Origin of the sequence: Biformimicrobium ophioploci (assembly GCF_030270605.1) — a bacterium.
Lineage (GTDB): Bacteria > Pseudomonadota > Gammaproteobacteria > Pseudomonadales > Cellvibrionaceae > Biformimicrobium > Biformimicrobium ophioploci.
Genome location: NZ_BSYJ01000006.1, coordinates 150467 through 175487 on the forward strand (window position 1 = coordinate 150467; position 25021 = coordinate 175487).

Annotated in this window: 21 protein-coding genes and 2 tRNA genes; 6 read left to right on the forward strand and 17 right to left on the reverse strand. The window is 57.7% G+C overall.

Features of this window, described 5'->3' with window-relative positions:
* Window positions 1-60 precede the first annotated feature (60 nt).
* Complete coding sequence (uvrB, locus tag QSJ80_RS13830) at window positions 61-2073, reverse strand: excinuclease ABC subunit UvrB (RefSeq protein WP_285765061.1); 2013 nt, start codon at window positions 2071-2073, stop codon at window positions 61-63.
* 160 nt (window positions 2074-2233) lie between these two features.
* Here uvrB and QSJ80_RS13835 point away from each other — a divergent pair.
* Both QSJ80_RS13835 and QSJ80_RS13840 read left to right on the forward strand, forming a co-directional pair.
* Window positions 2234-2309, forward strand: a tRNA-Asn gene (locus QSJ80_RS13835).
* Between the two features lie 262 nt (window positions 2310-2571).
* Window positions 2572-2647: transfer RNA gene (locus QSJ80_RS13840), tRNA-Asn, on the forward strand.
* Window positions 2648-2916: 269 nt separating this feature from the next.
* Here QSJ80_RS13840 and QSJ80_RS13845 read toward each other — a convergent pair.
* The 14 genes from QSJ80_RS13845 to gyrA all read right to left on the reverse strand — a co-directional run bounded on the left by QSJ80_RS13845 (window position 2917) and on the right by gyrA (window position 19932).
* Window positions 2917-4866 (reverse strand): polysaccharide biosynthesis protein, encoded by a 1950-nt coding sequence (locus QSJ80_RS13845; protein WP_285765062.1) that lies wholly within the window; start codon window positions 4864-4866, stop codon window positions 2917-2919.
* A gap of 53 nt (window positions 4867-4919) precedes the next feature.
* Window positions 4920-5807: an MraY family glycosyltransferase gene (locus tag QSJ80_RS13850; RefSeq protein ID WP_285765063.1), complete on the reverse strand. Its 888-nt coding sequence runs from the start codon at window positions 5805-5807 to the stop codon at window positions 4920-4922.
* Between the two features lie 40 nt (window positions 5808-5847).
* Window positions 5848-6834: an NAD-dependent epimerase/dehydratase family protein gene (locus QSJ80_RS13855; protein WP_352176468.1), complete on the reverse strand. Its 987-nt coding sequence runs from the start codon at window positions 6832-6834 to the stop codon at window positions 5848-5850.
* A 9-nt stretch (window positions 6835-6843) separates the two neighbouring features.
* Window positions 6844-7146: a ComEA family DNA-binding protein gene (locus QSJ80_RS13860; protein ID WP_352176469.1), complete on the reverse strand. Its 303-nt coding sequence runs from the start codon at window positions 7144-7146 to the stop codon at window positions 6844-6846.
* A gap of 125 nt (window positions 7147-7271) precedes the next feature.
* Window positions 7272-7976 carry an orotidine-5'-phosphate decarboxylase gene (gene pyrF, locus QSJ80_RS13865; protein ID WP_285765065.1) on the reverse strand — a complete coding sequence of 235 codons (705 nt, stop codon included), beginning with the start codon at window positions 7974-7976 and terminating at the stop codon, window positions 7272-7274.
* A gap of 29 nt (window positions 7977-8005) precedes the next feature.
* Window positions 8006-9196, reverse strand: a complete 1191-nt coding sequence (lapB, locus tag QSJ80_RS13870) for a lipopolysaccharide assembly protein LapB (RefSeq protein ID WP_285765066.1) — start codon at window positions 9194-9196, stop codon at window positions 8006-8008.
* Between the two features lies 1 nt (window position 9197).
* Window positions 9198-9509, reverse strand: a complete 312-nt coding sequence (locus tag QSJ80_RS13875) for a lipopolysaccharide assembly protein LapA domain-containing protein (protein WP_285765067.1) — start codon at window positions 9507-9509, stop codon at window positions 9198-9200.
* Window positions 9510-9573: 64 nt separating this feature from the next.
* Window positions 9574-9882: an integration host factor subunit beta gene (gene ihfB / locus QSJ80_RS13880; RefSeq protein ID WP_285765068.1), complete on the reverse strand. Its 309-nt coding sequence runs from the start codon at window positions 9880-9882 to the stop codon at window positions 9574-9576.
* Between the two features lie 205 nt (window positions 9883-10087).
* Window positions 10088-11761, reverse strand: coding sequence for a 30S ribosomal protein S1 (gene rpsA / locus QSJ80_RS13885; RefSeq protein ID WP_285765069.1), 1674 nt, complete (start codon window positions 11759-11761; stop codon window positions 10088-10090).
* Window positions 11762-11979: 218 nt separating this feature from the next.
* Window positions 11980-12660, reverse strand: a complete 681-nt coding sequence (cmk, locus tag QSJ80_RS13890; protein WP_285765070.1) for a (d)CMP kinase — start codon at window positions 12658-12660, stop codon at window positions 11980-11982.
* 30 nt (window positions 12661-12690) lie between these two features.
* Window positions 12691-14943, reverse strand: coding sequence for a bifunctional prephenate dehydrogenase/3-phosphoshikimate 1-carboxyvinyltransferase (locus QSJ80_RS13895; protein WP_285765071.1), 2253 nt, complete (start codon window positions 14941-14943; stop codon window positions 12691-12693).
* Complete coding sequence (gene pheA / locus QSJ80_RS13900; RefSeq protein WP_285765072.1) at window positions 14943-16055, reverse strand: prephenate dehydratase; 1113 nt, start codon at window positions 16053-16055, stop codon at window positions 14943-14945. Before pheA ends, QSJ80_RS13895 begins: the two co-directional genes overlap by 1 nt.
* A 116-nt stretch (window positions 16056-16171) precedes the next feature.
* A complete protein-coding gene (serC, locus tag QSJ80_RS13905; protein WP_285765073.1) occupies window positions 16172-17260 on the reverse strand; it encodes a 3-phosphoserine/phosphohydroxythreonine transaminase in 1089 nt (362 codons plus the stop codon).
* A gap of 95 nt (window positions 17261-17355) precedes the next feature.
* Window positions 17356-19932 carry a DNA gyrase subunit A gene (gene gyrA, locus QSJ80_RS13910; protein WP_285765074.1) on the reverse strand — a complete coding sequence of 859 codons (2577 nt, stop codon included), beginning with the start codon at window positions 19930-19932 and terminating at the stop codon, window positions 17356-17358.
* Between the two features lie 382 nt (window positions 19933-20314).
* Here gyrA and ubiG point away from each other — a divergent pair, with 382 nt between their 5' ends.
* Genes ubiG through QSJ80_RS13930 form a run of 4 tightly spaced genes read left to right on the forward strand, consistent with a single transcriptional unit; the run spans window position 20315 to window position 22966 of the window.
* Window positions 20315-21016 (forward strand): bifunctional 2-polyprenyl-6-hydroxyphenol methylase/3-demethylubiquinol 3-O-methyltransferase UbiG, encoded by a 702-nt coding sequence (gene ubiG, locus QSJ80_RS13915; RefSeq protein ID WP_285765075.1) that lies wholly within the window; start codon window positions 20315-20317, stop codon window positions 21014-21016.
* A 16-nt stretch (window positions 21017-21032) separates the two neighbouring features.
* Complete coding sequence (locus QSJ80_RS13920; RefSeq protein WP_285765076.1) at window positions 21033-21698, forward strand: HAD-IA family hydrolase; 666 nt, start codon at window positions 21033-21035, stop codon at window positions 21696-21698.
* A gap of 18 nt (window positions 21699-21716) precedes the next feature.
* Window positions 21717-22502, forward strand: coding sequence for a YciK family oxidoreductase (locus tag QSJ80_RS13925; RefSeq protein WP_285765077.1), 786 nt, complete (start codon window positions 21717-21719; stop codon window positions 22500-22502).
* Window positions 22503-22522: 20 nt separating this feature from the next.
* Window positions 22523-22966 (forward strand): hypothetical protein, encoded by a 444-nt coding sequence (locus tag QSJ80_RS13930; protein ID WP_285765078.1) that lies wholly within the window; start codon window positions 22523-22525, stop codon window positions 22964-22966.
* Here QSJ80_RS13930 and QSJ80_RS13935 read toward each other — a convergent pair.
* Together QSJ80_RS13935 and QSJ80_RS13940 are read right to left on the reverse strand one after the other, a co-directional pair.
* Entirely contained in the window at window positions 22877-23590 is a 714-nt protein-coding gene (locus QSJ80_RS13935) for a DUF8692 domain-containing protein (protein WP_285765079.1), read from the reverse strand. The two genes, QSJ80_RS13930 and QSJ80_RS13935, sit on opposite strands and share 90 nt — an antisense overlap.
* A 215-nt stretch (window positions 23591-23805) precedes the next feature.
* Window positions 23806-24909 (reverse strand): phosphoribosylaminoimidazolesuccinocarboxamide synthase, encoded by a 1104-nt coding sequence (locus tag QSJ80_RS13940; protein ID WP_285765080.1) that lies wholly within the window; start codon window positions 24907-24909, stop codon window positions 23806-23808.
* Window positions 24910-25021 lie beyond the last annotated feature (112 nt).

Genomic DNA, 25021 nt, shown 5'->3' on the forward strand with positions numbered 1-25021 from the left:
GTCGAAGTGGTGCGCACTCTACCACCGGGTTTTGGCGTTTTCAACCTCAATCTGCACTTTTTACTGGGGCCCGGTTTTCAGCCGCTCGATCTCGTCACGCAGCTTCGCGGCGGACTCAAACTCCAGGTTTTTTGCCGCCTCGAACATCTGCGATTCCAGCTCATCGATGCGCTTGAATCGCTGCGCGTCCGACATGGGCTCCTGGTCAACTGCGTACTTCTTGCCCTTCTCCGCGACCTTGCGCCGCCCCTTGACCGGTGCACCAGGCGCCACTGCGCCCTCCATGATGTCCACCACGCTTTTCTTGATGCCCTGCGGGGTAATACCGTGCTCCAGGTTGTGGGCCTCCTGCTTGGCCCGGCGGCGTTCGGTCTCGCCGATGGCACGGCGCATGGAGTCAGTTACCCTGTCGGCATAGAGGATCGCAGTACCCGCGACATTGCGCGCTGCCCGGCCGATAGTCTGGATTAACGACCTATCGGAGCGCAGGAAACCCTCCTTGTCCGCATCGAAGATCGCGACCAGCGAGACTTCCGGCATATCCAAACCTTCCCGCAGCAGGTTAATACCGACCAGCACGTCAAATTCACCGATACGCAGGTCGCGAATGATTTCCACCCGCTCCACCGTGTCAATGTCGGAGTGCAGATAACGCACCCGCACACCCTGCTCTAGCAGGTACTCCGTCAGGTCTTCCGCCATGCGTTTGGTCAGTACCGTGATCAGGACGCGCTCATCCTTTTCCACGCGCGCGCGAATCTCGGACAGTGCATCATCCACCTGGGTAGTGGCCGGGCGCACCTCCACCAGCGGATCCAGCAGCCCGGTGGGCCGCACCACCTGCTCCACCACCGCACCGGCATGCTCCGCCTCGTAGTGCCCGGGCGTCGCCGACACGAAGACCGCCTGAGGTGACAGGGATTCCCACTCCTCAAACTTCATGGGGCGGTTATCCAGCGCCGACGGCAGGCGGAAACCGTATTCGACCAGGGTTTCCTTACGCGAACGGTCGCCGCGATACATGGCGCCAATTTGCGGCACCGTCACGTGACTCTCGTCGATCATCAGCAGGGCATCGGCCGGCAGGTAATCGAACAACGTCGGTGGCGGCTCTCCCGGCGCACGACCGGACAGGTAACGCGAGTAATTCTCCACCCCTGTGCAGTAGCCCAGCTGCTGCATCATCTCCACATCGTATTTGACCCGCTGCTCCAGCCGCTGCGCTTCCACCAGCTTTTCGTTATCGCGCAGTTGCTTGACCCGCTCCCTGGCCTCCTCCTTGATATCCTCCAGCGCACTCAGGATGGTCTCACGCGGGGTCACGTAGTGCGTCTTGGGGAAGATGGTTGCCCGTGGCACCTTGCGCAGGATCTCGCCGGTAAGCGGGTCAAACAGCGACAGATCCTCGATCTCCTCATCGAACAGGGATACGCGGATCGCCTCCATGTCCGAATCTGCCGGGTAAATGTCGATGATGTCACCGCGCACGCGATAGGTTGCGCGGCGGAAGTCTGCGTCGTTGCGGGTGTACTGCAGCTCCGCCAGGCGGCGCAGGATGGCACGCTGGTCAATCAGGTCACCGCGATCCAGGTGCAGCACCATCTTCAGGTACTTGTCCGGGTCACCGAGACCGTAGATCGCGGAAACCGTCGCCACCACAATGACATCGCGGCGCTCGATCAGTGCCTTGGTCGCCGACAGGCGCATCTGCTCGATATGATCATTTACCGAGGCGTCCTTCTCGATAAAGGTGTCTGAAGACGGCACATAGGCTTCGGGCTGGTAGTAGTCGTAGTAGGAAACGAAGTACTCGACCGCATTGTGGGGAAAGAACTCCCGGAACTCGCCGTAAAGCTGCGCCGCCAGTGTCTTGTTGTGCGCCATCACGATCGTCGGGCGCTGGGTGCGCGCGATCACATTGGCCATGGTGAAAGTTTTACCGGAGCCGGTCACGCCCAGCAGGGTCTGGTGAGTCAGACCACTCTCAATCCCCTTGACCAGAGCGTCGATTGCGCCCGGCTGGTCTCCCGCCGGCTCGTACTTGCAAACGACTTCGAAGTCCCGACTTTCCATAAATCCAACGCTGTAATGTAAAGCCGACATTTTAGCCGGATTGGCGGCGCGGTTGCAGCTTCGGACAAAATGCATACAAATCAAAAGCTTGCAGAGCAAAAAGTCGAAAAAGCAGTTGACCGCTCCAGGAACGGACTATAAGATACGCGCCATCTTCCAATCCGCCTTAGCTCAGTTGGTAGAGCAAATGACTGTTAATCATTGGGTCGCTGGTTCGAGCCCAGCAGGCGGAGCCAAATAAAGAAGGGCCCCTCACACGAGTGAGGGGCCCTTTTTATTTATGGCGCAGCGCTGGGCGAGAAGAGCCCAGTTGGGTGAGCGGGGTTCCCGGTGAAGCACTGCTTCACCCCCGCGAACGGGGCCGGCCCACGCTACCGATCTGAAGAGGGCCCGGCCCCGGAGGGGCCAAAAAATTCAATCAATTCACCCAATTACCCTTGACCCCTCACAGGTCGCTCATTAATATACGCGCCTCTTCGGCACTACAGCCAAGACAGTTCCGCCTTAGCTCAGTTGGTAGAGCAAATGACTGTTAATCATTGGGTCGCTGGTTCGAGCCCAGCAGGCGGAGCCAAATAGCAAAAAGGCCCCTCACGCGAGTGAGGGGCCTTTTTTATTTATGGCGCAGCGCTGGGCGAGAAGAGCCCAGTTGGGTGAGCGAGGTCCCCGGTGAAGCACTGCTTCACCCTCGCGAACGGGGCCGGCATATTTGCCCGGCCCCCGGAGGGGCCAAATAGCAAAAAAGCCCCTCACGCAAGTGAGGGGCCCTTTTTATTTTCGACTGTCTCAAGTTTGCCGGCGCCATTATCGGCAGCCCCACCTCACTAATAAACCGGGAAGGTCCTAGAAGGTAGTGCGGGCTTCGAAACGCTTGATCTCTGCTGTCGGCTTTTCCGCCGCGCCTTCCCTGCCTGCACGCTGCTGCCAGACAATGTCTGTCATACCTTCCTGCGGCTGATAGCCTTTTACGGCCTTGAGCAGCAATGCGTGCACCGTTTCGCTGTCGTGCGCCAGGCACGCCTCACGCAACTCGCCTACCAGCAGCTCCAGCTCGGAGCTATTGAGACGCTCCTCCTCTGCACGCATGATCATCGGGTGGTCGGTGCCGGATACATTGTCGCCCATCAACAGTTCTTCGTAGAGTTTTTCACCGGGGCGCAGGCCGGTGACCTGGATTTCAATATCGCCATCAGGATGGTCTTCATCCCTAACCGAATGCCCCATAATCTGGATCAGGCGCTTTGCGAGATCATAGATACGTACAGGCTCACCCATATCCAGGACGAATACATCCCCGTTACGCCCCATGCTACCCGCCTGGAGTACCAGCTCGGAGGCTTCGGTTATCGTCATAAAGAAGCGGGTCACCTTGGCATGCGTAACGGTTACCGGACCACCTGCGTTGATCTGGTCTGTAAACAGTGGAATAACCGAACCTGATGAGCCAAGCACATTACCAAAGCGCACCATACAGACGCGGGTCTTTTTGGTCCTGCGGCCAAAGTCCTGGCATAGCAGCTCCGCAAAGCGCTTGGTGGCCCCCATCACATTAGTGGGTCGAACCGCCTTGTCGGTAGAAACCATGACAAACTGCTCGACTTCTGCCGCAACCGCAGCCTCAAGGATCGATAGCGTCCCGAGTACATTATTGGCAGCGCCCAGCACCACATTCTGCTCCACCAGCGGCACGTGCTTGTAGGCCGCGGCGTGGTAAATGGTCTGCACACCAAAGGCATCGATAATCTCTGCAACACGACTGCGGTCCCGCACATCGCACAATAGCGGAATCACCGGGATATGGCGTCCGTCATCCTGCTGCTGTTGCTCAAGCTCCCTCTGAATCTGGTACAACGCAAATTCAGAGCTCTCCAGCATCACCAGCTGCCTGGGATCCCAGCGTACGATCTGCCGGCACAGCTCGGAACCGATGGAACCACCTGCACCACTCACAACCACGACCTTGTCGCGAATCGACTTCTCTATCAGTTGGCGCTGGGGCTCGACCGGGGCGCGCCCCAAAATATTTTCATAAAGCTGAGACTCGTCTTCCGTGCGACCGGCACTATCAACCAGCTCCTCCAGCCCTGGAATCACCTTTACGATCAGGCCATTTTCCCGCAGGTTCTTGGTGATCTCCCGGCGACGCCTGCGCGGAACGCCCGGCATCGCCAGCAACACTTCCGCAATACCGCGATCGCGAACAACATCGAGGATCTCGGACGGGTTGTAGACCAGCACCCCATCGATCAGGGTCTGCTGCTTGGAAACGTTATCGTCGAAGAACGCCACCGGCTTGTAAACCTCGCCGTGGATCAGCGCCTTGTAAAGCTGCAAACCGGCTGTGCCCGCCCCGTAGATCGCCACGCGCTTCTTGTGAATTTCCAGCGCCATCTGGTAATAGGCGCGCACCAGCCAGCGTGAACCGCCCACGGTAATCAGTGCGAAACACCAGTAAAGCAGCGGCACTGAGCGCGGAATTTCCGCGTAAGTCAGGAAGGAGGTCACCGCGAGAATTACAGCGGAAGCCGTTACGCCCTGCAGCACGGCAACTATCGCCTGCTGCCCCATGTAACGGATGACGGTGCGATACAGCCCCAGCTTCAGGAAAATAATTCCACTACTGGCCAGGGTGAGAAGAAAACAGGCCAACACAGAGGTCGAGAGAAGCCCCTCGTAGCTGCCCAGCCGGAGGCCGAGGGCCAAAACCAGCGCAAAGGAAAGCATCAGGCCGTCGAAGCCCAGCATCGCCAGCGGCTTAACGTTCTTGCGAACCAACTTCCTAGTCTTGCTCAAGCTACCCCCTCCCTGGGTGGACCGATGTACGGGCACCATGTTATTTCCGGACATCAGACTAACTCCAGTCTGGCCAGTGTGAGCCCTGTACCAGCCAGGGCCAGCATGATGCCCAGCTCAAGGTACAGCGCGAAGCGCTTTCCGTGCTTCAGGGCCACTCTCTGGTAGAAATGCTCCCTGTGGGCCTCCCACCAGCGTTGGCCGCTCAGTATTCTTTTTGTCAGCGTCAGGCTAGCATCGAGCCAGAACGGCAGGAAAACCAGCAACGGTAGCAGAGGCGAAAAGACTTCCCTGCGCACGCCATCCAGGCTGATCACGACTGCCGTCAACCCCAGGAAAGTAGAACCTGCATCCCCCAGGAAAAGCCTGGCACCCGGCCAATTAAACCGCAGAAACCCGATACAAGATGCGACGAGCACCGCAGATACCAACGTCAGGGTGGCATCGCCACGCATCTGGGCAACAATTGCAAGGGTCGTGAAGCCAACGACTGCCATAGAGCCCGCGAAACCGTCTAACCCATCCATAAAGTTAAACAAATTCACGCTCCAGACAATTACAACAGATAACACCAGCTGCCAGAGCAGCGGCCAATCGGAGAAAAAATGCACAATTACCAGCCCGGCAGACACAAATTGTGCAACCAGGCGCACCAGTGAGGAAAGGCCGCGCAGGTCGTCGATAGCAGAAACCACCAACAAGACCAGGAATGCCCCCCATACAAACAGGGAGATCTCCTGCCCCAGAATCAACAGGGAGGTGGCGACGGCCAGTACGATCGCCCACCCCCCGGTTCGAGGCACCGGGAAGTCGTGCAACGAACGCTGGTTGGGGTGATCCAGTGCAAAATTGTTGGCGTAACGAAGGAGCAGGACGATTGCCAGAGTACTGAGCGTAAAACCGCTTACCAATGCCAGCACAAACTGGGAACTCGACAACATCTATTGATCCCCGGGCAACCCCGCCCGCTCAGAACATTTTTTATACGACAGCCATGCGCGATAGCGGCTGCCAACCGGCCATGCAACGTAGCTTCGCCGCACTGTATACCTCGCTCTGGACCATGTCCCTGGCAAGATTGAAAACAGCCGGGGATTCTAACCCAATTTTGCCCATGTTGCGCTGCGACCAACTGACAAGTGCAAGTAAACCGGACAGCAGCCTGCTCTCCCCTACCTGCTGGCCAGCATATCGTGCAACAGCCTCCCCAAGCGCCGGATAATTGGGCTCAGCGACGTTAAAGACCTGCCGATCAATTGACGATTTTTTGATCACGCACTCGATAGCCTCACAGAGATCACTGAGGCCCACATAGCTTCTGCGACCTGCGTGCGGCAACTTTCCTGCAAGCCGCACAATGGACATGGCTGCGGATAGCACGCCCCGCGGTGCAGCCTCATGTAAAGGGCTCAATTTATCTACATAAACGTTTGCGGGACGCAACACGTTGACGCGACAGCGCGAACCCGCACCGATCAGTTCCACTTCAGCGGCAGCCTTGTCCCGTCCATATTGCGCACGTGGCGTACCGCCCGCATATTCGATTGTTAGCGCACCGCCGCCCAGAGGCTGCTCCGCCTTGACGCTACTGAGAAAAAGAAAGGATTCGACCCCAGCCTCATCCGCCCGGGCCAGGCAGGAAACCGGCAACTCGCGGTTCAGGCGCGAGGACAATTGCGGATTCCTTGCGCAGGCAACCTGCGATGCGAGGCCAGCCAGAAAAATAACTTTGTCACCCGCCTGAAACAGCCCGTTGAAAGGCTCAGGTGCGAGCAGGTCGCGCTGCAACTGTTGTACACCTGCTACGGGATGCTCTCGCGCACGGGAAACGGACACCACCTCTTCACCACCTGCTACAAGGTGACTACAAAGGCTTCTCCCGATAAATCCGCTTCCGCCAATGATGACCCAGCGCAATTGACTCCCCTCCAATACAAAAAGAAAAGCGCCCTCAGGCGCTTTTCTCAAATCGGGCCGTTAAAGAAGAATACGGCCCTTGTTTTTTTCAATGGTCGATTTGCCGATACCCTTGACCTCCGTGAGTTGCTCGACAGACCCAAAGCTGCCATTGGCCTCACGATAGGCGACGATCAAACGGGCTTTACTCTCGCCCACGCCTTTCAGCTTTTCCGCCAGCTCTTCCGCACTGGCGGTATTAATATTCACGCTCGCCATGGCCGCCGACTCGGGCGCCTCTGCCAAGGCTGTGCCGGAAACGACACTGCCAGCGAGAAAGACGGATAGAAAAAAGATTTTTACAACAGTAGAGATACGATTCATCCTGAACCCCATTTGTCCTATTTGATTTACACCAGCTACGAATTCTTCAGCTGGCGGGGGCACTCTACCAATCCACTTCCCGAATTCAATCCAACATTTTAACTATTAATAGGGCGCGCCCGGGGTCAGGCCTGCAGCTCATCATTAATATTGCGCAGCGCATCTACCGGCGATTCCGCTTTCGTGATTGGCCTGCCGATCACCAGGTAGGTCGAGCCATTTTTCATTGCCTGCGATGGCGTTACGATACGCTGCTGGTCACCGCGATCACTGCCAAGCGGGCGAATACCCGGTGTCACGAGCGAAAAATTTTCACCGATGGCATCGCGCAGCATTGACGCCTCTTCCGCAGAGCACACCACACCGTCAAGGCCGCATTGCTTGGCCAGGCTTGCCAGCGCGACAACCTGTTCACGCAACCCCCGATCAATTCCCACTGGCGCCAGCTCTTCCGGCGAGGTACTGGTCAAAACAGTTACCGCAGTCAGTAACGGGCGATTCTCGCCAAACTCAGTCAATGCCTCAGCAGCAGCACGCATCATTTTCTCGCCACCGGTAGCATGTACGTTGACCATCCACACGCCGAGCCGCGCGGCCGCCCTGACCGCACCGGCCACGGTATTGGGGATGTCATGAAACTTGAGATCAAGAAAAACATCGAAGCCCTTCTCCACCAGGGCCCGAACCAGGTCCGGCCCCTCTGAAGTAAACAGCTCCTTGCCTACCTTGACCCGGCACAACGCGGGATCAAGGCGCGCTGCCATTTGCAGCGCTTCTTCCGCGCTCGGGTAGTCCAGCGCAACAATAATCGGGGATTGGATATCAGACATAATTAATATTCAGAACTTGGATTTGCAGGTCATTCGCCTTCGATGCCCTTGACCGGGCGAACAGTATCCCAATGCTTGCAGCTCGGGCAAAGCCAGTGCAACTGATTCCCGGAAAAGCCGCAGTGGTGGCAGCGGTATTGCGGCCGCGTGGCCACAAGCTGATCCACCATACCCTTTAGGATCGACAGGTTTTCCCTTGCCCGACCCTGGGTGTTGTCGATATGCATATCGAGGAATCGCGCCAGCCCGCGCAGGGAGGGCCGTGCCTGGAGTTGCTTGCCCATAAAGGCCGCCGCCTCAGCTTCGTCCTCGTCGTTCTTGATGCGCTCCGCGAGGGCAATCAGCACACTATTGGAAGGAAACTCTTTCAACAGCGATTCCAGGTATTTGATCAGCCCCTTCTCATCACCCAGCGCCTCGTAACTCGCCTCGAGCAGCTCGAGCGTCTCCGCAATATATTCCGGGTTCTGCCTGGGAATACGGCGCAACACCTTGATTGCATCCCGGTAGCTTCCGAGACTGAAATCCAGCTTTGCCCAGAGCAGGCTGGCCCGAACCGAATCCTTGTCATATTCCAGCGCCAGCTTCAGGTGCTTGCGAGCGCTCAGGTAATCCTTGGCCTTCAGCGCTTCCTCTGCCATTTCACAACAGAAATGCGCCTGTATATGCGCCCATTCCGGCGGCAGTTTCTTGAATCGCTTGCCATGCAGCATGCTAACTGCATGGATAGCCCGCGCCCACTCACGCTCATCGCGGTAAATTTCAATCAGGTGTTCGAGACTGGTACTGCGCAATTCCTGGGACTGTTCCACCAGTTCCTGCAACAGGCGCTCCGCCCTGTCCAGCCAACCCGCAGAAATATAGTCACGCGCGAGCTCCAGCTGTGACTTCTGCTGCTGTTCATTGGAGAGGCTCGGGCGCGCAAGCAGGTTCTGGTGCACGCGGATGGCCTGGTCGGATTCCCCCCGTTTACGCAGCAGACTGCCAAGGGCGAGATGGGTCTCGAAAGTGACGGGGGTCACTTCCAGGGAGTCGATAAAAGCTTCAATGGCCTCATCCGGCCTTTCATTGAGGAGGAAGTTGAGACCCTGCACATAGGTGCGGGTGAGCGCTTCCTGGCGCTTGTCGCGCTTCGCCCGCTTGCTGCCGCTCTTTCGGCCCAGGTACCAGCCGATTGCAATGGCGACAAAGATAAAGATAAAAAACGTAAGGTCGCTCAAGCTAGCTGTCCCCGAGCCTTTGCTGGCGAACCAGGCGCAGCTCCTGCTGGGCTTTATCCAACTGGTTGGAGAGACTGCGAATACGTGTCCGGGTGGCGAACATATTCACCAGCCCGAGCAGCATCCCGATCAGGAGACCGAGAATCAGGAAAGCGACGAGCCAGAAGCCGAGGTTGATCTCGGGCAGGCTGTATCCGAGTATTTTCGGGGAAACCGCGGTGGCATTTTCAAAGCCGAAGTACAGGCCAAAAGCGGTAAGTCCCAGTGCTACCAGAATGTAGATAAGCCATACAAACCATCGAACCAGTGCCACAGGCACCTCCATTTTTACAGATCGCGGCAATTCCATTGCCGGGCATAGCTATTTACCGGGCCGCTCAATAGTCGACCATCTCTTCCATTTGCATGCTCTGGTTGACCCGATCGCGCAGTTCCTTGCCTGGCTTGAAATGCGGTACGTACTTCCCGGCAAGCTTAACAGTATCGCCGGTTTTGGGATTGCGGCCGGTGCGCGGCGCACGGTAGTGGAGGGAGAAGCTGCCAAATCCGCGAATTTCGATCCGCTCGCCTGCGGCCAGAACATTCGACATGGTATCGAGCAGGACTTTCACGGCCAGTTCCACGTCCCGGACCGGTAACTGGTCCAGACGCGCGGCAATTCTTTCTATCAGCTCGGATTTCGTCATGCCATCAAGGCCCTTCACTAAAGTCTAGGAATCGTCGCCTCAATACCTCTCAGGCAGCCTCAATAACCCCGCCGCACAGGCACAGGTCATTGTTTTTATTACAGAAACCCAATCATCTAATAGAAAGCCGGACTGGGCAACCCCAGTCCGGCTTTCCGCCAGGCGGGAAACCCCGCCTGATATCACAGCTGGCTAAAATTTAGCCTTACTTCTTCATCTGCGCCTTGATCAGGTCACCGATGGTAGCCGGCTGCACTTCTGCTGCCTGCTTCTTGCTGTGCTCTTTGATCGCTTCCTTCTCTTCAGCTACGTCCTTGGACTTGATGGACAGGCTGATGACACGGTTCTTGCGATCGACGCTGGAGATCTTGGCTTCAACTTCTTCACCCTCATTCAGGGCGTTACGCGCGTCTTCCACCTTGTCACGGCTGATTTCAGAGGCTTTCAGTACGGCTTCAACCTCGTCTGCCAGAGTGACGATCGCCTGCTTGGCGTCTACTTCCTTGATGGTACCTTTAACGATGGTGCCGCGATCATTTTCAGCCACGTAATCGCTGAACGGATCGGACTCCAGCTGCTTGATACCCAGGGAGATGCGCTCACGCTCGGAGTCGATACCCAGGATAACGGTTTCCAGCTCGTCGCCCTTCTTGAAGTTGCGAACAGCGTCTTCGCCGCTTTCGTTCCAGGAGATGTCGGACAGGTGTACGAGGCCGTCGATGGCGCCGTCCAGACCGATGAAGATACCGAAGTCAGTGATGGACTTGATCTTACCGGAGACCTTGTCGCCCTTGGCGAACTTCTTCGCGAAGGCATCCCACGGGTTTTCCTGGCACTGCTTGATGCCGAGGGAGATACGACGACGCTCTTCGTCGATATCCAGAACCATAACCTCGACCTCGTCGCCCAGCTGGACAACCTTGGACGGGTGGATGTTCTTGTTGGTCCAATCCATTTCGGATACGTGTACCAGGCCTTCCACACCTTCTTCCAGCTCCGCGAAGCAGCCGTAGTCGGTCAGGTTGGTAACAACAGCCTTCACGCGGCTGCCTTCCGGGTAACGCTGGGTGATGGACACCCACGGATCTTCGCCCAGCTGCTTGAGGCCGAGGGATACACGGTTGCGCTCGCGGTCGAACTTCAGGACCTTCACGTCGATCTCGTCGCCAACATTGACGATTTCGCTCGGGTGCTTGATGCGCTTCCAGGCCATGTCGGTGATGTGCAGCAGGCCGTCGATACCGCCCAGGTCTACGAATGCACCGTAGTCGGTCAGGTTCTTGACCACGCCCTTGACGGACTGGCCTTCCTGCAGGTTTGCCAGCAGGGCTTCGCGCTCTTCGGAAGTCGCAGCTTCCATAACAGCACGGCGGGAAACCACAACGTTGTTACGCTTGGCATCCAGCTTGATAACCTTGAATTCGAGCTCTTTGCCTTCCAGGTGCGCAGTGTCGCGAACCGGACGAACGTCTACCAGAGAGCCAGGCAGGAATGCGCGGATGTTGGCCACGTCAACGGTGAAGCCACCCTTGACCTTGCCGCTGATAACACCCTTAACAACTTCGTCAGCAGCGTGTGCTGCGTCCAGAATTTTCCAGGCTTCAGCGCGCTTGGCTTTCTCGCGGGACAGACGGGTTTCACCGAAACCGTCTTCAACAGCTTCCAGGGCAACCTGAACTTCGTCGCCAACCTGCAGGGTGATTTCACCTGCTTCGTTCAGGAACTGGGCAGCCGGGATTACGCCTTCGGACTTCAGGCCAGCGTGTACAGTGACCCAGTCGCGATCCACGTCGATAACAACACCGGTCACGATGGAACCGGGAACCATATCAACGCTTTTCAGGCTCTCTTCAAATAATTCAGCAAAGCTTTCGCTCATTACATTACCTATAAATAAAGGGGATAAAAATCGGGGTCAGATCAATTTCGTTTTGATCATTTCGACCCGCAGGAGCCAATCTCAAACTAGTTTGATCTGACCCCATTTCCTGCCCCTGCCATGCCGCCAGCAACATGGGTTGGTTGTCATTACGATAACGGCCGGGCAATTCTGGCTGCTCCCGGCCGCTGATCGAAACCTTCGGACCCGCACGCGACTCACATTTTCAAGCGATCGCGCACCAGTTCCAGTACAGTATCCAGCACCTGAGAAATTGTAAGCTCGGTACTGTCCAGCTGCACTGCATCCCCGGCAGGCCTCAAAGGAGAGGCTGACCGGACGGTATCCCGCTCGTCGCGGGCGCGGATGTCCTCCAGCAGGTCGCGGAGGCTAACAGAAACCCCTTTTTCCTGCAACTGATTGAAGCGCCGCTGCGCCCTTTCCTCCGCACTGGCGGTCAGGAACACCTTGACCGGCGCGTCGGGGAATACTGTGGTTCCCATATCGCGCCCGTCTGCGACCAGGCCCGGCATCTTGCGAAATGCGCGCTGGCGCTCCAATAACGCTGCACGGACCATCGGCAAAGCCGCGACCCTGGATGCCGCCATGCTCACATCCTCCATACGGATTGCGCGGGTCACGTCATCCTCATCCAGCGTGACTGCAACCTCCTCACCGGACACATCGAAGAAGATATCCATCCCGCTGGCGATACGCGCCACATCGGCCTCATCTTCCAGATCGGCTTCAGCCCGAATCGCGGCCAGTGCCGTGAGCCGATACAGGGCACCGCTGTCGAGCAGTGCAAAGCCCAACTTCTCCGCCAGCAACTTGGCGATAGTGCCCTTGCCGGAGCCGCTGGGCCCGTCGATGGTGATTACTGGGGCTTGCTCAGCCATTCAATACCTCTTCTGAATACTTTTCGGGAGTCAGTCGCGCACGTCCAGGCCGATGCCCACCGTTGCCGCCAGCTGATCAAAATTCGGGAATGAGGTTGCGACATTGGCACAATTATCGATGGTAATCGCATCCGCAGCGCGCAACCCGGCAACGGTGAAGGACATGGCGATACGGTGGTCACCGCAGCTGTCCACGCTACCGCCGGTAAAAGCCGGACCCTCCGGCTTGCCCTGAATCACGATGCCATCCGGCGTGGGCCTGGCATCGACACCGAGCAACAGTAATCCGTCCGCCATGGCCTGGATACGATCACTTTCCTTGACCCGCAACTCTTCCGCACCAGTCAGGATAGTCTCGCCGTCAGCACAGGCGGCCGCGATAAACAGCGCCGGGAACTCATCGATTGCGAGGGGTACCTGGTCCTCCGGGATGCGAATACCTTTCAGCGATGCATAGCGCACCCGGATATCCGCCACCGGCTCACCGCCCACTTCGTGCTGGTTGGACAGCTCGATGTCCGCCCCCATAAGACGCAGGATATTGATCACCCCGTCCCGGGTCGGATTGATACCAACATGGCGCAGGGTCACATCGGAGCCCGGCGTGATTGCCGCGGCAACCATAAAGAATGTGGCAGAGGATATATCTGCCGGCACATCGATCTTTGTCGCAAACAGCTTGCCGCCACCGTTGACGGAGGCAGTCGCACCCGCACGCTCCACCGCATAACCGAAGCCACTCAGCATACGCTCGGTATGGTCTCGGGTCGGCGCAGGCTCAGTTGTATAGGTACGCCCATCCGCATAGAGGCCGGCGAGCAGCACACAGGACTTTACCTGCGCACTCGCCATCGGCAATTTGTAGTCGATCGCCTGCAGCTTTGCACCACCGCCGATCTGCAGTGGCGGCCGGCCCGCCTCCGCAGTCGTGATGTCCGCGCCCATCTGCCGCAGCGGCTCCGCAACGCGATTCATTGGCCGGCGCGACAGGGATTCATCACCGGTCAGCGTCGCCGAAAACGCCTGACCGGCCAGCAGACCTGCAAGCAGGCGCATGGAAGTGCCGGAGTTCCCCAGATACAGCGGCCCCGCAGGTGCTTTCAAACCGTGCATACCAACACCGTGAATGGTGACCCGGCCCTTGTCCGGCCCCTCGATGACAACACCCATATCCCGGAACGCCTGCAGAGTTGCGAGCGCGTCCTCGCCCTCCAGGAACCCCTCAACCTCGGTAACCCCCTCGGCCAGCGAGCCCAGCATAATCGAGCGATGTGACATCGACTTGTCACCGGGCACGCGAATATCCCCATTCACCGTCCCGCCGGGACGTACGACAAACGTGACCTCTTTTCCTTCCATATCATCCATTTCTTCTATCAAGGGTTCCGAGAAAGACTTGCGCGCGAGCATACGGGTAAACCGATCCCTGGCGGCCTTTGCGCGCGTAAAGACACCGGTGAGACGGGCCTCATCACTATCGGCAATTGCCTTGCGCAATTCACCGAGGTTGGCAGTAAACAGGTCGATTGACTTCAGGATTGCCGGACCATTGGCGAGCATGATGTCACGCCACATTACCGGGTCGCTGGAGGCTATGCGGGTGAAATCGCGGAAGCCCCCCGCCGCATAGCGAAAAATATTCTGGTTTTCCGAATCGTGCGCGAGGGTATCGACCAGGCCATAGGCAATGACATGCGGCAAATGACTGGTAGCCGCCAGCACTTCGTCGTGCTCCGCCACAGACATGGTCAGGACCTCAGCGCCGACAGCAGCCCACATGGCTTCAACACGGGCAAGATGCTCGCCACTGACAGAGTCCATCGGGGTCAGGATCACCCGGTGGTGTTTGTACAGATCGGCCTTGGCTGCCTCTGCACCGCTGCGCTCCGAGCCGGCGATCGGGTGGCCGGGCACCAGGAACTCCGGCACGGCGCCCCAGACTTTCTCCGCAGCCGCAACGACGCTGCCCTTTACGCTGGCACCATCCGTAACCGTCACTCCCTCTGGCAGGCTTTCGCGCAATTGCTCGAAGACGCCCGCTACGGCAAGGGTGGGTACCGAGACAAAAACGACATCGCCTTTACCAAGCCCGGGCAAGACATCCCTCGGGTCGGTATAAGCACAATCACACACCCCCAGGGCAAGCGCCTCCTGCGCCGAACGCTCACGGCGGAACACGCCGATCACATCACGGCAGGCGCCGGCACGCTTCAACGCCAGCGCAAGGCTGCCGCCAATCAGGCCGACCCCGAACACCACCAGACGATTGATTACCGGCTCCATCACAGCACACCGCGCGGGTAGGACCCGAGCACTTTCAGGTCTGCCGCACGATTACCCACGTCGTGGAGAGTATTGGCGACGCGCTCATCGTCGACATGCCCGGCAAAATCAATAAAGAACACGTAATTCCAGGTACCTGAACTCGAAGGCCGCGTTTCCACCCGGGTCAGGTCAATACGGTAGCGATGGAACGGCTCCAGCAGGTCATGCAGCGCACCGGGATTGTTACGCATCGAGACCATCAGCGAAGTTTTGTCATCGCCGCTGGCCGGAACTTCCTGGGTTCCGATGATCAGGAAGCGGGTAGAGTTATCCGGCTGGTCTTCAATCTTTTCAGCAAGGATCTTCAGGCCATAAAGGTCTGCGGCCATATCACCGGCGATTGCCGCGGAGTTCCACTCCCCCTTTACGCGCCGGGCGGCCTCTGCATTGGACGCGACCGCAATCCGTTCAACATGAGGGAAATGCGAGTCCAGCCACTTGCGGCACTGGGCCAGTGATTGCGCATGGGAGTACACCCGGGTGATGGAATCCTGGCGGGTGACATCCGAGATCATCAGGTGATGGTGGATACGCAGCTCCACCTCACCGCAGATTCTCAGGTTGGAATTCATGAACGTATCGAGGGTATGGTTGATCACACCCTCGGTGGAGTTCTCCACCGGCACTACGCCAAAATTGACCGCACCGGCCTCAACCTCACGGAACACCTCGTCGATCGCGCCGAGCGGACGGGTCACCGCCGAGTTACCAAAATGCTTCAGGGCAGCCTGTTGCGTGAAAGTCCCTTCCGGACCCAGGAAAGCGACCTTGATGGGTTCCTCGAGCGCGAGACACGCGGACATGATCTCGCGGAAAAGCCTAGCCATCTCCTCATCGTCCAGAGGACCGCTGTTTCGTTCCATGGCACGGCGAAGCACCTGCGCCTCACGCTCCGGACGATAATAGAGGGTTGGCGCTGTGGTATCGGCACCTGGCGATTCGGTAGCGGCCTTTTTCACCGCGGCAACCTCAAGCGCACAGCGCGCGCGCTCGGAAATCAACTTGCCGATATCGGAATCGATGGCATCGATCCGCTCGCGCAGCTCTTTCAATTTATGTTCGTCAGACATCTCTCATCCCTAATTACCGGCATCCCCAATACCAGCACCCCTAGTACCAGCATCCCTAAAAACACCTGCCCCACTGGTTCCGGCAAACGCGTCAAACCTGCCAGGCCGTGTACGAATCAACCGTGCTGGCGGGCAAAATCGTCCATAAAGCTGATCAGCGCATCCACAGCCTCTTCAGGGATCGCGTTATAGATACTCGCGCGCATACCCCCAACCACCCGATGCCCCTTCAGGTTCAACAGGCCGGCATCTTTCGACTGCTGCAGGAAAAGCCCGTCGAGGCTGTCGTCCCGCAGGACGAAAGGCACATTCATACGCGAGCGGCTGTCCCGGGCAATTGGGTTGCTGTAGAAGTCACTGCCGTCGATATAGGCATAAAGCTTCTCAGCCTTGCGCCGGTTCAATTCTTCCATCGCCTCGAGGCCGCCAACCTCCTTTAACCACTTGAAGACGAGCCCGGCAAGGTACCAGGCAAAGGTCGGCGGAGTGTTGTCCATCGAATCGGCATCGGCGGATACACGCCAGTGCAGAATGCGGGGAATTTCAGGGCGCGCGCGATCCAGCAGGTCCTCGCGGACGATGACCACCGCCAACCCGGAAGGCCCGATATTCTTCTGCGCACCGGCGTAAATCACACCGAAGCGACTGACATCCAGCGGGCGGGACAGGATATTGGAGGACATGTCTGCAACCAGTGGCACGCCCAGCGATTCGGAGTCCGGGATATATGGGAACTCCACTCCACCAATGGTCTCATTCGGGGTGTAGTGCAGGTAATCCGCTGCCGGATCCAGCTTCAGAGCACTTTCCGCCGGAGCATAAGTGAAACCCTTATCCTCGGAGGAACCGGCAATCGTTACTTCGCCGAAACGGCGCGCTTCGGCAATGGCCTTGTTGGCCCAGTGACCGCTATGGATATATTGCGCCAAAGGCTTTTCCGACTGCATCAGGTTGAGCGGCACCGCGCCAAATTGCGCACTGGCCCCACCCTGCAGGAAAAGCACTTTATAGTTGGAGGGGATCGAGAGCAGATCGCGCAGATCCTGTTCCGCCTGCTGCGCGACTTCCACATATTCTGGCGAGCGGTGACTGACTTCCATCACCGAACAGCCACGCCCCTGCCAGTCCAGCAGCTCCTGCTGCGCCTGCAGCAAAACCGGTTCAGGTAAGGCAGCCGGACCGGCACAAAAATTGAATTTTCTCATCGGGAGACACCATCTTTCCCTGAAGGTGGAGTGATAATCCCGCGGCAGCTACGGCGCGGGTAATATTGCGGGCCCGGAGGCCCGCAAACTTGCCATCAGTCTTCCGCAGGCGCGGCGACTTCTGAGCCTTCTTCGTCATCAGACTCGGTTTCCTGAACGCGCGCCAGGCCAACCAGCTTTTCACCCTCTTTCAGGCGAATCACGCGAACACCCTGGGTATTACGGCCCAGTTCAGACACTTCATTAACGCGGGTGCGCACCAGGGTACCCTGATCCGAAATCAGCATGATCTCCTCACCCTGGTGTACCTGACAGGCGCCAATCATGGCACCGTTGCGCTCGCTCTCGGCAATCGCCTTTACACCCTGGGTGCCACGACCCTTGGTCGGAAAATCATCCACCGAGGTGCGCTTGCCGTAACCATTTTCGGTAACGATCATCACGGAGCCATCCTCTTCCGGAATCACCATGGAGATAACCTCCACGCCTTCCGGCATACGGATACCGCGCACGCCGCGAGATACACGCCCCATAGAGCGCACCGCGTCACCACTGAAGCGCGCGGCCTTACCGCCAGTGGTAAACAGCACAACGTCCTGTGAGGCATCGGTAATGGCCGTGCCGACCAGCTTGTCACCTTCTTCCAGCTCAATCGCACGCAGGCCTACGCTGCGCGGGCGGGAATAAGCGGAAAGCGCGGTCTTCTTGACCGTACCATTGGCCGTTGCGAAGAAAATGTACTTGTCGTCGTCATAGGTAGAGACCGGCAGAATACTGCTGATTCGCTCCCCCTGCTCCAGCGGCAGCATATTGACGATCGGCCGGCCGCGGGACTGGCGCCCTGCCGGGGTAAATTCATAGACCTTGAGCCAGTAGACCTTACCCGCGTTGGTAAAACACAGGATGGTATCGTGGGTATTGGCAATCAGCAGGTGCTCGACGAAGTCCTCGTCCTTCACCTGGGTTGCAGACTTGCCCATACCGCCGCGACGCTGTGCCTGATAGTCCGCCAGCGGCTGCCCCTTGGCATAGCCACCATGGGAGATGGTCACGACACGGTCTTCCGGGGTAATCAGGTCCTCAACGGTAAGGTCCTGACGGGATTCAACGATCTGGGTACGTCGCTCGTCACCGAACTCCTTGTCCAGGATCTCCAGCTCCTCTCGGATTACCTCCATCAGGCGCTCTGCGCTACCCAAGATCTCGAGGTATTCCGCGATCTGCTCCAGGCGCTCCTTGTACTCGGCCAGCAGCTTGTCGTGCTCCATCCCGGTGAGACGGTGCAGGCGCAGCTCGAGAATCGCCTGGGCCTGGGCCGCTGACAGGTAATAGTTACCGTCGCGCAGACCAAATTCTGCCGGAAGGTCATCCGGGCGACACGCGTCGGCACCGGCACGCTCCAGGAACTGCTGCACATCGCCCACAGCCCAGCCGCGAGCCATCAATGCTTCCTTTGCCTCGGCCGGACTCGGAGACGCCTTGATCAGCTCGATCACCTCGTCGATATTGGAGATGGCAACTGCCAGACCTTCGAGGATATGCCCGCGCTCACGCGCCTTGCGCAGCAGGTATACCGTACGGCGCGTCACCACTTCCTGGCGATGGCGAACGAAGTACTCCAGCAGCTCCTTGAGATTGAGCACTTTCGGCTGGCCGTTGACCAGCGCCACCATGTTGATACCGAAAACGCTTTCCAGCTGGGTCTGCGAGTAAAGGTTGTTCAAGACCACTTCGCCGGACTCGCCGCGCTTGAGCTCCACAACCACGCGCAGGCCGTCCTTGTCAGACTCATCCCGCAGCTCGGAGATACCATCAATTTTCTTATCCTTCACCAGCTCGGCGATCTTCTCGATCAATCGCGCCTTGTTCAGCTGGTACGGGATCTCGGTGATGATGATGGTTTCTTTGTTCTTTTTCTCATCCCGCTCGATTTCGGCGTTGGCGCGTACGTAGATACGGCCACGCCCTGTCCGGTAGGCCAGCAGGATGCCAGCGCGGCCATTAATGGTCGCCCCGGTAGGGAAATCCGGGCCAGGGATATATTCCATCAGGCCGTCAACGCTGATCTCGGGGTCATCGATCAGGGCCAGGCAGCCACGGATCACCTCGGACAGGTTGTGCGGCGGGATATTCGTCGCCATACCCACCGCGATACCGGCGGAGCCGTTTACCAGCAGGTTGGGCACGCGGGAAGGCAGCACTTCGGGGATCTGCTCGGAACCGTCGTAGTTATCTACGAAATCAACGGTTTCCTTATCGAGGTCCGCCAGGATCTCGTGAGAGATCTTGTCCATGCGAATCTCGGTGTATCGCATGGCAGCAGCGCCGTCGCCATCAATGGAACCGAAGTTACCCTGCCCGTCCACCAACATGTAGCGCATGGAAAAAGGCTGAGCCATACGCACGATGGTGTCGTATACCGCGGAATCGCCGTGCGGGTGGTACTTACCGATCACATCACCAACAACACGCGCTGATTTTTTGTACGGCTTGTTCCAGTCGTTCTTCAGCTCGTTCATCGCGAACAGCACGCGACGGTGCACCGGCTTGAGCCCGTCACGCACATCGGGAAGCGCCCGCCCCACAATTACGCTCATCGCGTAATCCAGGTACGATTGCTTTAATTCTTCCTCGATGTTTATCGGGGATACTTCTTTGGCTAACTCGCCCATAAAACCTGGCTTTCCTATTCAAATGCAAGCCGTGGAAAGGCCGCCTGAGACGTCGCTGGAATGCCACTTTACCCCCGCGGCAGAGACCAGCGTTAAAGCGCCCGATCGTACCATAATTGGCGCCGTTCTACTATCCGGCATCAACCCGCAAAGCAGCCGCAGGGACAAGCGCAAGACGCTGAATCAGCAGCAAAAACAGACACCCTGCTCACTTTTTCGCCAGCAATGAGTTGGCACGTAAAACCTGCCCGCTTCTTTGCCTCACATATTCCCCACATTCCCGACAGTTGCTTGGCGGCCGTGCTAATATCGCCCGCTGAAATAACACCCGCACACCCTGCGGTAACCTCCGGCACCAACATCTGAAATACAGGCTTTACCCATGCGTAACGTCGACCAATCTGAAATTGCCAAGTTCGAACAGCTGGCGAGCCGCTGGTGGGACAAGAGCGGCGAGTTCAAGCCTCTGCATGACATCAACCCCCTGCGCGCCAATTACATCGATGCCCGGGCCGGGGTTGCCGGCAAGAAACTGCTCGACGTAGGTTGCGGCGGCGGCATCCTGGCGGAATCCATGGCCCAGCGCGGTGCTGAAGTCACCGGTATCGACATGGGCGAGGCACCGCTGTCCGTGGCGAAACTGCATGCACTGGAGTCCGGCGCCAAGGTCGATTACCGGCAGATCACAGCGGAAGAGCTGGCAGAACAGGAGCCCGAAAGCTTTGACGTGGTGACCTGCCTGGAGATGCTGGAGCATGTACCGGACCCGGCATCGGTCATTCGCGCCTGCGCCGCTCTGGTAAAACCTGGCGGCAATCTGTTTTTTTCCACCATCAACCGCAACGCCAAAGCCTGGCTGTTTGCCGTTGTCGGCGCAGAATACGTTATGAAGATGCTGCCCAAGGGCACCCACGAGTACGGCAAGTTCATTCGCCCTTCAGAGATGGGGCAGTGGATCAGGGAGGCTGGGCTGGAGCTGCAGCACATAACCGGCATGACCTACAACCCGCTCACCAAGGCCTACAAGCTCAAGGAAGGCGACGTAGATGTAAACTATCTTGTTCATGTAACGCGCCCTGAATAAACAACTGGAATCCCGCATGCTTCGCGCAGTCCTGTTCGACCTCGACGGCACACTGTTTGATACAGCGCCGGATTTTACGGTCGTACTCAACGAAATCCGCCAGCAGGACAACCTGCCTCCCCTGCCCGAATCCGCGGTAAGAGAGGTGGTTTCCAATGGCACCCGCGCGATGGTCAAGCTGGGCTTTGACGTCAATGAAGGCGACGCCGGGTTTATCGAGTTACGGGACCGGTTTCTGGCGCGCTACCTAACCCACCTGGCCGAGAAGACCGTGCTGTTTCCCGGGCTCGAAAACCTGATAGACAAACTTGCCGAGCACGGCATCGCCTGGGGCATTGTCACTAACAAGCCAGAACTCTACACCGTCCCGTTGATGGCGGCGTTTGACTACCTGCCCACCCCGGGCGCGGTAATCTGCCCTGAGCACGCCGAGAGGCGCAAGCCGCACCCGGACCCGATCCTGCTGGCCTGCCGAAAGATCGGCTGCGCTCCGGAAGAGGCCATCTACGTCGGTGACCACGAGCGCGACATTGCCGCCGGTCGCGCCGCAGGGATGCCCACCATTGCCTGTACCTACGGGTACCTGGACGGCGAAACCGCAGTCGACACCTGGGGCGCGGATCATATTGTTGACCATGGCAGTGAAATCTGGCCGCTACTCAAAAATACCTACCTCCAATAAGACATTCCGGGAAGTACCATGACCAATGATGCCAGCCAGTACCAGGCACCGGCGAACCTGCTGGAAAACAGAATCATTCTGGTGACAGGCGCCGGCGACGGCATTGGCCGAACCGCCGCCAGGACCTTTGCCGCACACGGCGCGACAGTGATCCTGTTGGGCCGCACCACCGCCAAGCTCGAAGCGGTGTACGACGAAATCGTGGCAGCCGGCCACCCGCAGCCAGCTATTTTCCCGATGGACCTGGAAAGTGTCGGAGAGGCGGAGTTTGATGCACTTGCCGAGGGTATTGAAAAGGAATTCGGCGCACTGCACGGCCTGGTCAACAATGCCAGCCTACTGGGCCAGCGTACGCCCATCGCGAATTATCGGCTGGATGTATTCGAAAAGGTCATGCGCGTAAACGTGACGGCCATGTTCGGCCTGACCAAAGCGCTGTTGCCATTGATGGAAAAAGCCGAAGACGCCTCGATTATCGTCACCGGCTCCGGCGTCGGCCTCAAGGGCCGCGCCTTCTGGGGCGCCTATGCCGTCTCCAAGTTCGCCACCGAAGGCTTCATGCAGACCCTGGCGGATGAGCTGGACGGGGTCTCGCAGGTACGAATCAACAGCATCAACCCGGGTGCGACGCGCACCAATATGCGTGCGGCCGCGTTTCCTGCGGAGAATCCCGTTACTGTTGCCTCACCCGAAGATATCATGCCGACCTACCTGTACCTTGCTGGCCCGGACAGCAAAACGGTTAACGGCCAGCAGTTTAACGCCCAGCCAAACCGGCAGTCCGGACAGACCGACAAGAAATAGAGAATAAGGAGCCGACAATCATGCAAAAGACCCTGCAAGCGGGCTTTGTCTGCCTCACCATGCTGGCTTTTAATGTATACGCCGACACCGGCCTTCCCGAGCAGATTCGGGGTTGCAGCAAAATTGCTGATGACAGTGAGCGATTGAAGTGCTTCGACGCCCTCGTAGCGGGCGCAGAAACCAGAGCCAGGTCAAACCAGGAAGCGCGCTTCGGTAAAGAGCACAAGCGCGTCACTGAGGAAGCCCCCGAGGCAATCGTTGCGACGATCAGCAAGTTCCAGAAAACCGCCCACAAAAAGGCCTACATCACCCTGGACAACGGCCAGGTATGGAAGCAGTCCGACAGCACCCAGGTTTACTGGAAAGCCGGTGACTCAGTGCGCATCGAACGCGGCGCCCTCAACAGCTTTTTCATCCGCAAGACGGAAGGCAGCCGCAGAATCAGGGTCAAGCGGGTAAAGTAGCGCATTCGAAGTTCGTACAAAATAAATCGCCCATATGAGCAATCCTGCGAACTTGAACCAATCCTCTATCAGGTTTATAAGATCTGTTTGCGAGTGAATCAAATTATCAATCGTAGCCGAAACACCCAAAAGGCAAAATGAAACAGCGAGTATCGTGAACTCGGTATCCAATATTTCCCGACAGAAAAAGGCCAAATATCCTGCAAACATCGCCAGGTAGACAAAGAAGACTACTTCCTGTGGGACACCGAGCATTTTGGGAAACACGTACTCATGCAACATAAACAGGTCATCGAGCGTCAAAAGCGCGGTTATCCCTCCCGACACGAGCAGGAAACGTCCCGATTTCCGCAAGCCATGTTTCAGGCAGTTCCACCCCGCAAAAACGCATACAGCCGCTGCTGCACACCACACTAAAACCCCTAAATTCGAGTAAACCCCGGAGAAGGGATTTCGCCCAGAGATCGCGGCGGGGTCATTGACAAACCGAACATAGGAAAAGCCAAGCTTTTCAGCAATAAAAAAGGCAGCGACGAACATCACCAAGGAGACGCCTGTCGCCACTATTACAACGGGAGCAGCCACGCGAAGTTGTAGGACTATCTGCTTTAGCCTGTCATCCATAACCGAACCGCCCTTTATTATTCACAGTTCAAACCATAAAGTACGAACTGACGAAAACACGCGCTGTATTGGCCAATAGGCAAGCAATCCCATCAACGGGATTGAGTGACAAGCAGTGACGCACCAGCCCTGTAGTTCGGGCAAGTCTAGTTACTATTTTTTGAAATTCCACAGCCGGAGGACGCCGACTGTGGTTTCGGGAAGGACTTGCTCAATCAGTCGACAAGGCTGTACTGATCCTTCAGGACCTGAAGAATTTCGGTACGCGGGTTATCGGATATTTCAAGCTTGTGGCCAATGATCTTCTCGGCAATACCAACATAAGTTCTTGAAACCTCCATCAGCACCTCAGACGGCAGCACGTTTTCGCGGGCCAGCGCAGTGCGCTCTTCCATCCGGTCCTTGTTGAGCAGGATGTCCGGGTCGAGGAAGTGATTGAGTAGCAGCTGGCGGAAGCTTTCCTTGGAATTTTCCACAATCTTGCCGGAACGATAGGCCGGCCCGTCCCAGATCCTGGAAGAGTCGGGCGTACCAACCTCATCCATGTAGATCAGCTTTTCCTGGCCGCTCTTGTCGGTGACGTAACCGAACTCGAACTTGGTATCCACAAATACCTGGTCGAGCTGTGCCAGTGCCTCACTGATGACGCCGAAGCCCTCCTTCAACAGTTTTTCATAAAGATCCACATCCGCCGCGGAACGGAAGTTGAAGGCTGCAAAGTTATCGACGATATCCGACCGGGTGATATTGACGTCATCCACTGCCGGAACCCCCGGGATCCCTTCGAGCACACCTTTGGTCGACGGGGTGATCAGCAGCTCAGGCAATTTCTGGTCACGGCTCAGCCCATCCGGGAGCTGGATACCACAGAACTCACGCTCACCTTTCTCATAGGCGCGCCACATGGAACCAGTGATGTACTGGCGCGCGATGGCCTCGATCATCACCGGCCGCGCTTTCTGCACAATCCACACCAGCGGGTGGGGAATATCCAGGATATGGCTGTCTGCCAGCCCCAGCTCACGGAACAGCCCGAACCAGTGGTTGGCCACTGCATTCAGTGCCGCGCCCTTGCCCGGCACACCGTTCATGCCCCCTTCCCCGCGCCAGACACAGTCAAACGCCGAGATACGGTCGCTGATCACCATAATGGCTAGCGGGGCATCCGGCGCCACATCGTAGCCCTTTTCCTGTATCAGGCGGCGGCTGTCTGTTTCGGTCAACCAGTAGACCGAGCGCACCTTACCGCTGTGGACAGGCTTATCAGTGCGAATAGGCAGGTCGTCATTGACTGCCAGGACCTTGTCCGCGAGGCTCATTTGCAGTTTACCCTACGTTGAAATAGCAAAAACGGGGTCGGCGCCCGTTGAAATACAGGCCCCGACGAGGAGCGGGCCTGCGCCCGGGAAAAGACGTGATTTTACCAGAACA